This window comes from Bradyrhizobium sp. USDA 4541, assembly GCF_024171085.1.
GTDB lineage: Bacteria > Pseudomonadota > Alphaproteobacteria > Rhizobiales > Xanthobacteraceae > Bradyrhizobium > Bradyrhizobium australafricanum.
Genome location: NZ_JALJZF010000001.1, coordinates 1,673,851 through 1,685,884, shown reverse-complemented (window position 1 = coordinate 1,685,884; position 12,034 = coordinate 1,673,851). Strand labels below are relative to the sequence as shown.

10 protein-coding genes are annotated in these 12,034 nt (G+C 64.3%); 5 read left to right on the top strand and 5 right to left on the bottom strand.

Translation table 11 applies throughout. The annotated features are described in order from the left end of the window. Positions 1 to 59: 59 nt before the first annotated feature. Positions 60 to 308: a hypothetical protein gene (locus tag J2R80_RS07975; protein WP_253588544.1), complete on the top strand. Its 249-nt coding sequence runs from the start codon at positions 60 to 62 to the stop codon at positions 306 to 308. Positions 309 to 443: 135 nt separating this feature from the next. On the opposite strand, the gene J2R80_RS07970 is transcribed toward J2R80_RS07975, so the two are convergent. Then, positions 444 to 1,040: a helix-turn-helix transcriptional regulator gene (locus J2R80_RS07970; RefSeq protein WP_253638334.1), complete on the bottom strand. Its 597-nt coding sequence runs from the start codon at positions 1,038 to 1,040 to the stop codon at positions 444 to 446. A 600-nt stretch (positions 1,041 to 1,640) separates the two neighbouring features. On the opposite strand from J2R80_RS07970, the gene J2R80_RS07965 reads away from it, so the two are divergent. Beyond that, positions 1,641 to 2,033: a hypothetical protein gene (locus tag J2R80_RS07965; RefSeq protein ID WP_375162563.1), complete on the top strand. Its 393-nt coding sequence runs from the start codon at positions 1,641 to 1,643 to the stop codon at positions 2,031 to 2,033. A gap of 376 nt (positions 2,034 to 2,409) precedes the next feature. Here J2R80_RS07965 and J2R80_RS07960 read toward each other — a convergent pair whose 3' ends face one another. Further along, the gene (locus J2R80_RS07960) at positions 2,410 to 3,411 is read right to left on the bottom strand and encodes a glycoside hydrolase family 3 N-terminal domain-containing protein (RefSeq protein WP_253638333.1); all 1,002 of its coding nucleotides are present in this window, start codon (positions 3,409 to 3,411) and stop codon (positions 2,410 to 2,412) included. A 132-nt stretch (positions 3,412 to 3,543) separates the two neighbouring features. Here J2R80_RS07960 and J2R80_RS07955 point away from each other — a divergent pair, with 132 nt between their 5' ends. Further along, positions 3,544 to 5,640 carry an acetoacetate--CoA ligase gene (locus tag J2R80_RS07955; protein WP_256527947.1) on the top strand — a complete coding sequence of 699 codons (2,097 nt, stop codon included), beginning with the start codon at positions 3,544 to 3,546 and terminating at the stop codon, positions 5,638 to 5,640. A 38-nt stretch (positions 5,641 to 5,678) separates the two neighbouring features. Beyond that, positions 5,679 to 6,812, top strand: coding sequence for a threonine synthase (locus tag J2R80_RS07950; protein WP_253638331.1), 1,134 nt, complete (start codon positions 5,679 to 5,681; stop codon positions 6,810 to 6,812). 27 nt (positions 6,813 to 6,839) lie between these two features. Here the strand turns inward: J2R80_RS07950 and J2R80_RS07945 are convergent, their stop codons facing one another. Beyond that, complete coding sequence (locus J2R80_RS07945) at positions 6,840 to 8,033, bottom strand: serine hydrolase (RefSeq protein ID WP_253588539.1); 1,194 nt, start codon at positions 8,031 to 8,033, stop codon at positions 6,840 to 6,842. Between the two features lie 89 nt (positions 8,034 to 8,122). Then, positions 8,123 to 9,763 carry an NAD(P)/FAD-dependent oxidoreductase gene (locus J2R80_RS07940; protein WP_253638330.1) on the bottom strand — a complete coding sequence of 547 codons (1,641 nt, stop codon included), beginning with the start codon at positions 9,761 to 9,763 and terminating at the stop codon, positions 8,123 to 8,125. A 302-nt stretch (positions 9,764 to 10,065) separates the two neighbouring features. On the opposite strand from J2R80_RS07940, the gene J2R80_RS07935 reads away from it, so the two are divergent. After that, a complete protein-coding gene (locus J2R80_RS07935; protein WP_076834585.1) occupies positions 10,066 to 10,968 on the top strand; it encodes an AraC family transcriptional regulator in 903 nt (300 codons plus the stop codon). Positions 10,969 to 10,987: 19 nt separating this feature from the next. On the opposite strand, the gene J2R80_RS07930 is transcribed toward J2R80_RS07935, so the two are convergent. Then, the gene (locus J2R80_RS07930) at positions 10,988 to 12,022 is read right to left on the bottom strand and encodes an aldo/keto reductase (protein WP_253638329.1); all 1,035 of its coding nucleotides are present in this window, start codon (positions 12,020 to 12,022) and stop codon (positions 10,988 to 10,990) included. Between the last annotated feature and the right edge of the window lie 12 nt (positions 12,023 to 12,034).

Here is a 12,034-nt window from a genome sequence, read left to right as displayed (position 1 = left end):
GATTTTCATCGTCGGATAACGCTGTTTCCTCACATTCACGTGGACGCACGGGGGAGCCGATGTTCACGTACCAGACGACCGACCGGAAGGAAGCCCGGCGCTTCCGCATGGCCCAGTTCAACGGCCGGACCGCCACCATACGGTCGGCCGGCGCGACCGTCACGGGACGCGTGCGCGCGATCGTCGAAAGCAGGTCTGGCGCGACCGCGGCATGGGTGGTCACGATCGTTCCGGATGAACCGAAGGCATCCGCGACGGCCGCGCGGCTCGCACCGCGCCTGTGCTTCGCCGCGGAAGACGATTTCTGAAAAGACGATTTCTGAGAACCGGGTCCTAACGAACCGAACACCGCTCAGAGCCCCATTCCGATGGAATCGGAACGGGGCTCTGGTTTTCAGTTTTGACGCGTCTTCTTTGCGCGAACCACTTCGCTTGAAAACGCTCTATGCCGAATGCAGCAAGGCCTTGCGGACGAGGTCGGCGGTGTTGCGCGCCCCGAGCTTGCGCATCGCCTCGGCGCGATGGCTCTCGAACGTGCGCGGGCTGATGTTCATCCGCAGCGCGCCCTGCTTGTTGGAATAGCCGTCGCTGATCAGGCTTAGCACTTCACGCTCGCGCTTGGTCAATGGCTTGCGGCCGGCTTCCGGTGCGAACACGACATCCGGCGGCCGGGAGCCTGCCGGCTTGTCGTCGCCCGGCGGCTTGAGGTCTGCGGCCGGGACGGCATTGGGATAGAGGTCGGAAATCTGCTTCAGCATCGCGGACACGCGCTCGGTCTGCTCGAGCGCGTTCTCGATCACCTGCCGCAGATAGACGCCGTTGCCGGGCGCGTGCGCGAATTGCTGACTGTGCTGCTTGAGTTCGTTCATATAGAGCAGCAGCGCCGTCACCGGCCCATTGAACTGCCGGACGATCGCGGCACCGGCGTCCGGCCGCGGCCCTGCGGGTCCCTGAGTGTCAAGCGACTGCGGCTCGAGCGTCGCGGTTCCACCCGTCCATGCCGGAAGGCGCGCCTCGGCTCGGTTGTCATGTTGCGTCATAAGTATGGTTTACCAAAGGTGAACTTGTGGCCGCGTTAACATGGGGCTCCGTAGAACTACGGGTGACGCAACTGTGACCTCGGTCCCCGACCTGCCAAGCAGGCGCAGGTTACCGCTGATTTGGCAACGAATCTCGCATATTTGAGTCGAATTACAGTATTCTTACGGGACGGATGGGCGAGGCTGCCACCGGCGGGATTCTCCGCCGGGCATCGACCTTCAACGGTTCGGGCAGCCATTTCCGGCCCCCCTGGTTCCGGATTGAAAAAGGCCGGAATTCGCGGCCCGGCGCCTCAGGGGCGCCGGAGCCGAAGGAATTTCTGCAGGAACCGCCCCGAAAGAACGAACCTGAACCACCAATACGCCATTCGCCGGGTCGTCATCGATCATCCCTCTGGGCATCGGGATGGCCCCGGCATACCGCACGCGGGCGCGCGCACCTATGAGACGGTTCACATCAACCGAGAAGCGTCGGGCAGGCACCGGATCAGGCGAATGTCAATTTACAGCCCCGGCAGGCGTCGCGATGATCGCCGCCTCTCGATCAGCAATAAGGGCGCGGCCATGAAGCGAGGGCGGAACGGATCCTGGATTTCCTTGATGTCGATTGCGGCGCTCGCCGCGGCACTGCTGCTTAGCGCAGGCGCGCAGGCCCAGACCCCGCCGACCAGCGATGCAACGCCGACGCCCGACACCGCGGTCATGCTCACCATCTTCTTCAAGCATGATCAGTCACGACCGCTCGGTGAGCTCAATGCCCAGCTTGAGCGGCAGGGCTTCTACAAGGCGTTTCCGCCCGAGGGTGAGGTCGTCAGCTGGTACGTGATGATGGGGATCGGCCAGGTGGTGACGCTGCGGTTGCCGGCATCGCGGCTGCGCGAGGTCAACCGCGTCATCGAGAACAGCGCCTGGGGCGCCTACCACACCGAGTTCTACCCGACCTACGACTACAAGGCGGTCGGGATCGGCAATCATGAAAAAGGAAAGCAGTAGCCGGTCGCATCGAGACCGATACCGGGAGTCACGGCCGCGCGCCGGACTTGCCGGTTTTGGCCGAAGACCGGGCTGGCGATTGGATCCGATCCACCGCCTATGCGTGAGCCCGCGAGCGCTGGCTCAATCGCTTTGCCAGTATCCGCAAATCCTCGGCGCGCCCGCTGCAAAGCAGGCGGCTGAATTCGTCAGGATCGATGGAGGCAGGCGGAAAATCGGCTGGTTTGCGTGCGGCCCGACGTAGCCAGGTCAATCGGAAGAGACGCTTGAGCATCTTCATGGTTGTCAGCCCCGATGAGCGTCATTGTTAAATCGCGGCAATGAAATTTGGTTCCACACCTTGTGGTCGCCCGACGCAAAATTTGGTTCAACGCCGTCAGGCGAACAGCGCCTTGCGCTTTTGCACGCGCGCAATGGATCGCCGCACCGCGGCCTGATCGAGTGATCCATCCTGCACCGCACCCGCGACCGCCGCGGCGATGCCGGCCATCCCCTGCTCCTGGTCGAACAGATTGTTGCCGATGCAGATCATGTCCATGCCGGCGGCGATCGACTGCAGGCTGGCCGCGCTTGTGCCGAGCGCCTTCTGCAGCCCCTGCATCTGCATGTCGTCGGTGATCAGCAGCGTCTCGGGCAGACGACGGCGAAGCCGGCCGAGCCCGGCCGATGACAATGTCATCGGACGCTGCGCGTCCCACTGCCGGACAATGGCGTGGCTGACCAGCACCGCATCGCCATAGGTGCGCGGCGCCAACGCGTAGAACAGCTCCTCCTGCTCGGGACGCAGCGCATCGGAAATGTCCATGAACTCCAGGTGCGAATCGACGCTTGCACTGCCGATGCCCGGAAAATGCTTCAGGCAGAGGCCTACTCCCGCCTGCCGCGCCGCAGCGTCGACCAGCCGGGCATTGGCCTCGACCTCACCGATATCGGGCGAATAGGACCGCTTGATCCTGCCGATGTTGGGATTGTCGGGATTGTAGTCGACGTCGATGACAGGCGCGAAATTGTAGCGGATGCCGAGCCGGCGCAGCTCGCCGTAGCTTGCGGCCAGCACCGTCTGCTTTTCCGCGCGCGCGAGCAGGTTGAACTCCTTCGCGCTCGGCAGCGGCTGAAAACCGCAGCTGTCCTTGAGCCGGCGCACCAGGCCGCCCTCCTGGTCGATGAAGACCAGCGGCCGCGACGGCAGCGCCGCGATCTCGGCGCAAAGCGACTGCACCTGCGCGGGCGAGGCGATGTTGTTGTCATACTGCCGGGTCTGGCAGGAATAGTCGAACAGGATTACCCCGCCGAGCCCGAACTGCGCGGCAAATTCCTTCAGCCAGGGCGGAACGACCTTGCCGTAAAAGCCGAGAATGAAGAGTTCGCCGACGGACATGGCCGCTCGATTCAGTTGCCGCATGGAATCAGCCGCACCCGATGGAATAGCACGCTGCGGCGGCGGTAAGAATATGACGCAGCTTGCTGCTCGACTGCGTTCCCCGTGCTCGCATCACTATGTTAAGACACGCTGGCGGGCCTCGGTCGCCCGCCACGACACAAGGACTTTCGGAAACCGCCCATGACAGCAGCTTACGTCCCGCAAATGGCTCTTTACCGCCAATGGCTGAAGCAGACGCTCGGCCTTGAATTTGCGGATTTCGAGGCAATGCGGCGCTGGTCGGTCACCGATATCGACGCCTTCTGGCAGAGCGTGTGGGATTATTTCGACCTGCGCTCGCCGACGCCGCATTCGGCGGTGCTGGCCGAGCGCAAGATGCCGGGCGCGGTGTGGTTTCCCGGCGCTTCGGTGAACTACGCGCGCCAGGTCTTCCGCCACGTCGCGCCGGCGCATGCCGCAGGCCTGCCGGCCCTGATCTCGAGCGGCGAGGACGGCGAGCTCTCGGAGACGAGCTGGCCCGAGCTGCAGCGCAAATCGGCAGCGCTGGCGCTGCATCTGGAGGCCAACGGCGTGCGCGCCGGCGATCGCGTCGCCGCCTACTTGCCGAACATTCCCGAGACGATCATCGCGTTCCTCGCGACCGCGAGCCTGGGCGCGGTCTGGAGCGTCTGCGCGCCTGACATGGCGGCACCCGCGGTGATCGATCGCTTCAAGCAGATCGAGCCGAAGGTGCTGATCGCCTGCGACGCCGTGACCTATGCCGGCCGCCGCCACGACCGGCAAGGTGTGATCGAGGAATTGCGGCGCGCGCTGCCGACCGTGCAGCATGTCATCCTGCACAGCGACGCCGCGCCGTCCGAGACGCGATTGTCAGCGATCCTCGCGGGCCGGAGTGCGGAGATCGACGCCTTCGAGCCGGAATGGCTGCCGTTCGATCATCCGCTCTGGATCGTCTATTCCTCAGGCACCACCGGATTGCCGAAACCGATCCTGCACAGCCATGGCGGCATCATCGTCGTGGCGCTGCCGCTCTCGACCCTGCACAACGACATCGGCTGCAGCTATCAGCCAAACTCGTTCGGCGAACGCTTCCACTGGTACTCTTCGACCGGCTGGATCATGTGGAATTGCCAGGCCAACGGCCTACTCAACGGCACGACCTGCTGCATTTTCGACGGCAGTCCCGGCGGCACCAAGGACAAGCCCGACTGGACCACGCTGTGGCGCTTCGTCGCCGACGCCAAGGCCACCTTCTTCGGCGCAGGGGCGGCGTTCTTTGCCAATTGCACCAAGGCGGAAATCGATCTCGCTGCCGTCGGCGACCTCTCCGGCCTGCGCACGCTCGGCTCGACCGGCTCGCCGCTCAGCGCCGACACCCAGGCCTGGTTCAACGAGCGCTTCGCCGCGCTTGCGAAGCAGAACGGCAACGCCGCGCAGGCCGATATGTGGTGGGCCAATATTTCCGGCGGCACCGACTTCGCCGGCGCCTTCATCGGCGGCAATCGCGAATTGCCGCAGACGCCGGGCATCATGCAATGCCGCCTGCTCGGCTGCGCGGTGGAAGCGTTCGACGAGCAGGGCCGCGCGGTGATCGACGAGGTCGGCGAGCTCGTCTGCACCGAGCCGCTGCCCTCGATGCCGCTGCGCTTCTGGAACGATCCCGGCAATGCGCGCTACCTTTCCAGCTATTTCGAGACCTACCCCGACAATTTCGACGGAAGTGGCCGCGGCCCGGTGTGGCGGCATGGCGACTGGCTCAAGATCAACCCCGACGGCTCCTGCGTGATCTATGGCCGCAGCGACGCCACCATCAACCGCCATGGCTTGCGGATGGGCACCAGCGAGCTCTATTCCGCGATCGAGGCGCTGCCGGAGGTGCTGGATTCGATGGTCGTCGACCTCGAATATCTCGGCCGCGACAGCTACATGCCGCTGTTCGTGGTGCTGCGCGAGGGTATCGCGCTCGATGCCGCGATGAAGGCGAAGATCAACAAGGCGGTCGAGGCCGGGCTGTCGCGCCGCTTCCTGCCCAACGACATCTTCGTGGTGGCGGAAATTCCGCGCACGCTGTCCGGCAAAAAGCAGGAGCTGCCGGTCAAGAAGCTGCTGCTCGGCCACCCCGTCGAGAAGATCATCAATCGCGATGCGATGGCCAATCCAGGATGCCTCGACTGGTATCTCGATTTTGCAAAGAGTTATCTGAGCAGGCAGGCCGGCGCGGCGTAACGGCCGCTGAATGCCACTCGCGTTTGGGATTTCACGACATGCCTTCACCCAGCTACATCGACCCGCTCAACGGAAAGCTCTATCCGCTGGATATCCCGCGCTGGTGCTCCGACGAAGGCAAGCCGCTCCTGATAACGCCGCTGCCGGGCATCTCCCGCGACGACATCGATCGCACGACGCGGTCGCTGTGGCGCTACCGCGCGGCGCTGCCGGTCGAGATCAGGCGGCCGATCACGATGGGCGAAGGCTGCACGCCAGCCGTCGAGAAGGCGTGGGATGATCTGCGGCCGCATTTCAAGCTCGAATGGTTCAATCCGACCGCAAGCTTCAAGGATCGCGGTACCACGGTGATGCTGTCGTTCCTGCGCCAGCTCGGCGTCGATGCGGTGCTGGAGGACTCTTCCGGCAATGGCGGCGCGTCGGTCTCGGCCTATGGCGCGGCCGGCGGCATGCGGGTCAGGATCCTTGCGCCGGCGACGACGTCGCCGATGAAGGTGGCGCAGATGCACGCCTTCGGTGCCGAGGTGCAGCTGATCGAAGGCCCGCGCGAGGAATCCGAGGCAGAGGCGATCCGCCAGTCGAAGCAGATCTTCTACTCCAGCCACAACTGGCAACCGTTCTTCCTGCAGGGCACCAAGTCGCTGGCCTATGAGATCTGGGAAGATTTCGGCTTCACCGCGCCGGACAACGTCATCATGCCGGTCGGCGCCGGCAGCAGCCTGCTCGGCTGCTATATCGGCTTCAACGAGCTGCTGGCGGCCGGGCAGATCGCGCGCCTGCCGCGCCTGTTCGCGGCACAGCCGCTCAACTGCTCGCCGGTCGATGCCAGCTTCGCCGCCGGCGTCGACACGCCGGTCGATCGCGCGGTCCGCAAAACCATCGCCGAGGGCACCGCGATCAAGCATCCGCTGCGGCTGAAGCAGATGATCGCGGCGCTGAAGGAGAGCGGCGGCGGCACCGTCGCAATTTCCGAAGACGGCATCGTCGCCGCGTTGAAGCGGTTGGCGCAGACCGGTCTGTTCGTCGAGCCGACCTCGGCCTCGGCCGCCGCCGCGCTCGATGTCCTGAAGGCGCGCGGCGCGATCCGGTCGGCGGAGCGCACCGTCGTCATCATCAGCGGCACCGGGATCAAGGCGGCGGGGCTGATCACGGAGCTGCTCGGAGCGAGCTAGCCTTTAGCACGCTCCGATTGGCTGTCCCTATCCCGCCTTGCGCAGTCTCAGGGATTCGTAGAACGCGGTCTCGAAATTGATGTAGCCGATAAAGGACGTCGGATCGCCAAACGGCAGGATCTGCGTCGCCCAGTATCCGCCAAAACCGTTCTGCCGATCGATCCAGTAGAACAAATTGGCCAGCCCAGCCCAGCCGAGCGCGCCGGCGGGGCGGCCGGTCGGAGCCTGCTCCTCATTGATCATGAAGCTCAGCGCCCAGGATTTCGACTGACCGGGGAAGAACTCGGCGTCGTTGGCGAGCGAGGTGATCACGCCGGTGATCGCGGTGACCTTGTTGTTGCCGAGATGGTTCTTCTCCGCCATCCGCACGGTCTCCGCCTTCAGGACCCGCCCATGCTCGCCGGCGCCGTCGTTCAGCCACATCCGGATGAATCGCATGTAGTCGCCGATGGTGCCGTAAAGCCCGTGGCCGCCCATGTGGATCTCGGGATTGGCCGGCAGCTCGAAATCCATCGGCGTGAGTGAGCCGTCGGCGTTGCGGGCGTGGATGCCGGCGAGCTTGCGGCGCATCGCGTCGGTGAGCTCGAACGTCGTGTCCACAATCCCGAGCGGCTCGAAGATCCGCGTCCTGAAGACCTCGCCGAGCCGCCTGCCGGTGATGGCCTCGACGATCTGGCCGCACCAATCCATGTTGGTGCCGTATTCCCAGCGCTCGCCTGGATCGAATAGCAGCGGCGTCATCAGCGAAGCCTTGGACGCCGTGATGACGCTGGGCTGCCCCTTCTCCTGCGCCAGCCGGTTATAGGTGTGATTGATGAAGTCGTAGCTCAGACCCGCGCTGTGGACCATCAGCATGCGGGTGGTGATGTCGCGCTTCGGCGGACGCAGCCGCGGCTCGCCCTTGTCGTCAAAACCCTCGATCACCTGGAGCTTGCCGATGTCGGGCGCGTAGGTCCTGGCGGGTGCGTCGAGATCGAGCTTGCCTTCCTCGACGAGTTGCAAGACGGCCGTCCCGGTGATCGCCTTGGTGGTCGAGAAGATCGCGAACACGCTATCGGCCGTCATATCGGCGGGCTGGTCGAGGCGGCGCTTGCCGGCGGCACCTTCATAGATGTTGCGATGGCGGTCGGTCACCATCGCAACGACGCCGGGAACGCGCGGGTTTGAAGTCACGACGCCGTCAAGGATTGCATCGGCGGCTGCACTGAAATTCGTGCTCATTGTCTTCCTCCTGTGCTTTGTGATGTTGACCCGCGTAGCCCGGATTACGCTTCGCTCCATCCGGCTACGCGGTCGAAATGCGGTCAGCCCTACTGCGTGGCGAAGCCGCGATAGCCGCTCGCGGCGACCTCGTCGCATTTCTGGCGATAGGTGCCGACACCGCCGCAATAGGACAGCACCCGGCGCGGCTTGCCCTCGACATTGGAGCCCAGGTACCAGGAGTTGGTCTTGGCGATCAGCGTTGCGTTGGCGGTCTCATCGTGATGCGCCACCCACTGATCCTCGGTATCCCTGGTCGGCTCGATGACGTTCAGGTTCTTGCCGCGCAAATATCTGATGCAATCGGCAATCCACTCCACCTGCTGCTGCAGGCAGGTGGTCATGTTGCAGAGCGCGGCCGAGGGCGCGAGCGGTACCGCTGTTGTGAACAGGTTCGGATAGCCATGGACCTGCAAGCCCATCGTGGTGCGGATGTCCCTGCCCCAATCGTCCCTCAGCGATCGCCCGTCGCGGCCGCGGATATCGATCCGCGTCAGCGCTCCCGTTCCGGCGTCGAAGCCGGTCGCCAGGATGATGACGTCGAACTCGTGCACCGTGCCGTCGGCGGTCTGGATGCCCGCAGGCGTGATGCGGGCGATCGGATTGTTCTTGACGCTGACGATCTCGACATTGGGCCGGTGGAAGGCCTCGAGGAAATTGGATTCCAGCGGCACCCGGTGCGTGCCAAAACCGTAATCGGCAGGAATCAGCTGTTCGCACAGCTTGGGGTCCTTGATCCGCTCGCGCATCTTCTCGCGCACGAATTCGGTGATCTCGGCATTGACGGCTTCGTCGAAGAACAGTTCGGCGAAGGACGAGACCCACAGCTTCAGGGATCCGTCGTTCCAGCAGTCCTCGATCACCTCGCGGCGCTGCTGCGGCGTCAGGTCGGCCCAGGCGTGCTCGAAGTCGAATTCGAAGCCGGTGAACGTTTTCGGCAGCCGCTCGGTGAGGAACTTGAACTTAGACTTGTAGGCCTCGGCATCCGACGCATCCCATTTCGGATTCTTCATCGGGATGATGTATTGCGGGGTGCGGATGAACACCTTGAGGTGGCCGACCTCACCGGCGATCGACTGGATCACCTGGATTCCGGTCGCGCCATTGCCGACCACGCCGACGCGTTTGCCGGCAAGCTCGATCGGCCCCTTGGGCCAGCGCGCGGTGTGGAACAGCTTGCCCTTGAACGTCTCCTGTCCCGGGAAGGACACGTGCGGGGCCGAGAGCATGCCGCAGCAGGTGACGAGGAACTGGGTATCGATCACGTCGCCCTGGTCGGTCGCGACCAGCCAGCGTTGTGTCGCCTCATCGAAATGCGCGCTCTTCACCGTGGTGCCGAATTGAATGTCCTTCCTGAGGTCGAGGCGGTCGGCGACGTAGTTCAGCCAGCGCTCGATTTCCGGCTGGCCCGGGAATCGCTCGCTCCAGCTCCAGCCTTTGTAGAGCTCCTCGGAGAACAGGTACTGATAGGTGTGGCCTTCGGAATCGAAGCGTGCCCCGGGATAGCGGTTCCAATACCAGGTGCCGCCGACGCCAGACCCGGCATCGATCGCCTTCACGCTCAGTCCCTGCTCACGCAGGCGGAACAATTGATAGAGACCGGCGACGCCGGCGCCGACGACCACGGCGTCGAGCTTGGTCGTTGCATGCGCACCATTGCTTCCTTTCGACCTTGTGACGGTCTCGGTCATGGTTTCCTCCTGTGTCTGGCTTCTCGCACGCACCTTCCCACCCGCGGTGTCGCCGGATGATGGTGCGTTGCGTCAATTTGGGTCTCGGCCGTTCGCGTTGTCGCCGAAACGCAGAGCAGGCTACGGGCCGTTCGGCCGCGCGGCTTGGATGAAACCGACAATCTCTGGAACGCGACCGCGCAATCGAGCACCGGCCGTTGGTCGGCTTGGCAAATGGCGAAAGCGGCCTATTCTGCGCTCAGCCGTCCGGCCAAGAACAAGCGGTCAACCGCGCCACCAATCCCAGGGAGGAGGCTCACGCGATGGGCCAGTTGATCACGGTCGAGGAGCTGCCGCGCTACGCTCCCGGCGAGATGAAGCTGGATAGTTTGTCAGTCGGGAGAAGCGATTTCCGGCTGCGAATTTTCCGCTATGCGCCGTCGGATATCTGGGTCCCGCCGTCGGCAAACTTCCTCCTGGTGCTCTATCGCGACGGCGTCACGTCGATGAACCGCCGCGTCACCGGCGCGTGGAAGCAGGATCAAGTCGGTCGCGGCGTCACGTCGCTCATGACGCGCGCAGAGCCGTCAAGCTGGCATTGGAACAACGACATTGAGGTCAGCCATTTCTACATCTCTCCTGCCCTCATGACGAAGACCGCGAGCGATGCCTTCGACCGCGACGCCGAAACGATCGAGATTCACGACCTGCTCAAGGTCGAAGACCCAATGCTGACCTGGATCAACGATCAAATGGTCCAGGAAGTCGCCGCGGGCGGTCCCGGTGGACGGCTCTGCTATGATGCACTGGCGCTGCAGGCGAGCGTGCATATCCTGCGGAAATATGCGGCGATCGAGTTCAAGATGCCCTGTGCGCAAGGACCCTTTCGCCCGGCGCATGCCCGGCTGATCGAGGACTATATCGAGCAGAACATCTTCCGGAACATCACGCTGGAGGAGCTCGCGAACATCTGCAATTGCACGCCGGTCCAGTTCGCCCGCAAATTCCGCGTGCATTACGGCATGCGGCCGCATGCCTATGTCCTGCGGCGCAAGGTGGAGCATGCGTGCCAGCATCTGCGCAAGGACCGCGTCGCGCTGAAGGAGATCGCGCTGCTCGCCGGCTTCGCCGATCAAAGCCACCTCAATCGCGTGTTCCGGCAGCACATGAACGTGACGCCGGCGGAATACCGCCGGCAGGTCTGCGAGCACACCGTCCAGGCATGAGACCGAGTCTGCGACGGACTCACACCGGCGGCGGATTGAGGCGCGCGAAGCCTTCCTGGATTCGGTAGGGATAGTAGGGATAGGCCGGCATCACTGCGCTCGCGCGGTCGAGACGCGCGATCTGGTCCGGCGAGAGCGACCATCCGACCGCGCCGAGATTGTCGCGCAACTGCGCCTCATCGCGGGCGCCAATGATTACGGACAACACGCTCGGCCGCGCCAACAGCCAGGCAATCGCGATCTGCGGCACGCTGCGGCCGGTCTCCGTGGCGACCGCGTCCAGCGCGTCGACGATCGCGTAAAGCTTCTGGTCGTCGACCGGCGGCCCGAACTGCGCGGTCTCGTGCAGGCGGCTGTTGGTCGGCAATGGCTGCCCGCGCCTGATCTTGCCGGTGAGGCGGCCCCAGCCGAGCGGGCTCCAGACCAGCGCGCCGACGCCCTGGTCGAGCGCGAGCGGCATCAGCTCGGATTCATAGTCGCGGCCGACCAGCGAATAATAGACCTGGTGCGCCACGTAGCGCGGCCAGCCGTGCCGCTCGGCGACACCGAGCGATTTCATCAGATGCCAGCCGGAGAAATTCGAGGCGCCGACATAGCGCAGCTTGCCGGCGCGCACCAGCGCGTCGAGCGTCGACAGCACCTCATCGACCGGCGTGAAGGCATCGAAAGCATGAAGCTGCAGCAGGTCGATATAGTCGGTGTTGAGCCGGCGCAGCGCGGCGTCGACCACGGCGACCAGGCGATATCGCGACGTACCGGCATCGAGCGGGCCGTCGCCCATCGGCAGGCCGGTCTTGGTCGAGATCAACACCTTGTCGCGGCGGCCCTTGATCGCGGCGCCGAGGATCTCCTCCGACGCGCCGTTTGAATAGACATCGGCGGTGTCGAACAAATTGACGCCGGCCTCGAGGCAGATGTCGATCAACCGGCGCGCCTCGCTGGCGTCGCTGCGGCCCCAGGCCGAGAACAGCGGCCCCTGGCCACCGAAGGTGCCGGTGCCGAAGCTAAGCACGGGGACCTTCAGGCCGGATGCACCGAGATTGCGGTATTCCATGGTCATGCTCCC

Bases quoted from the DNA above. Each gene is read 5' to 3' on its own strand.
- J2R80_RS07975 (WP_253588544.1), top strand. From the start codon at position 60: ATGTTCACGTACCAGACGACCGACCGGAAGGAAGCCCGGCGCTTCCGC.
- J2R80_RS07970 (WP_253638334.1), bottom strand. From the start codon at position 1,040: ATGACGCAACATGACAACCGAGCCGAGGCGCGCCTTCCGGCATGGACG.
- J2R80_RS07965 (WP_375162563.1), top strand. From the start codon at position 1,641: ATGTCGATTGCGGCGCTCGCCGCGGCACTGCTGCTTAGCGCAGGCGCG.
- J2R80_RS07960 (WP_253638333.1), bottom strand. From the start codon at position 3,411: ATGTCCGTCGGCGAACTCTTCATTCTCGGCTTTTACGGCAAGGTCGTT.
- J2R80_RS07950 (WP_253638331.1), top strand. From the start codon at position 5,679: ATGCCTTCACCCAGCTACATCGACCCGCTCAACGGAAAGCTCTATCCG.
- J2R80_RS07945 (WP_253588539.1), bottom strand. From the start codon at position 8,033: ATGAGCACGAATTTCAGTGCAGCCGCCGATGCAATCCTTGACGGCGTC.
- J2R80_RS07940 (WP_253638330.1), bottom strand. From the start codon at position 9,763: ATGACCGAGACCGTCACAAGGTCGAAAGGAAGCAATGGTGCGCATGCA.
- J2R80_RS07935 (WP_076834585.1), top strand. From the start codon at position 10,066: ATGGGCCAGTTGATCACGGTCGAGGAGCTGCCGCGCTACGCTCCCGGC.
- J2R80_RS07930 (WP_253638329.1), bottom strand. From the start codon at position 12,022: ATGGAATACCGCAATCTCGGTGCATCCGGCCTGAAGGTCCCCGTGCTT.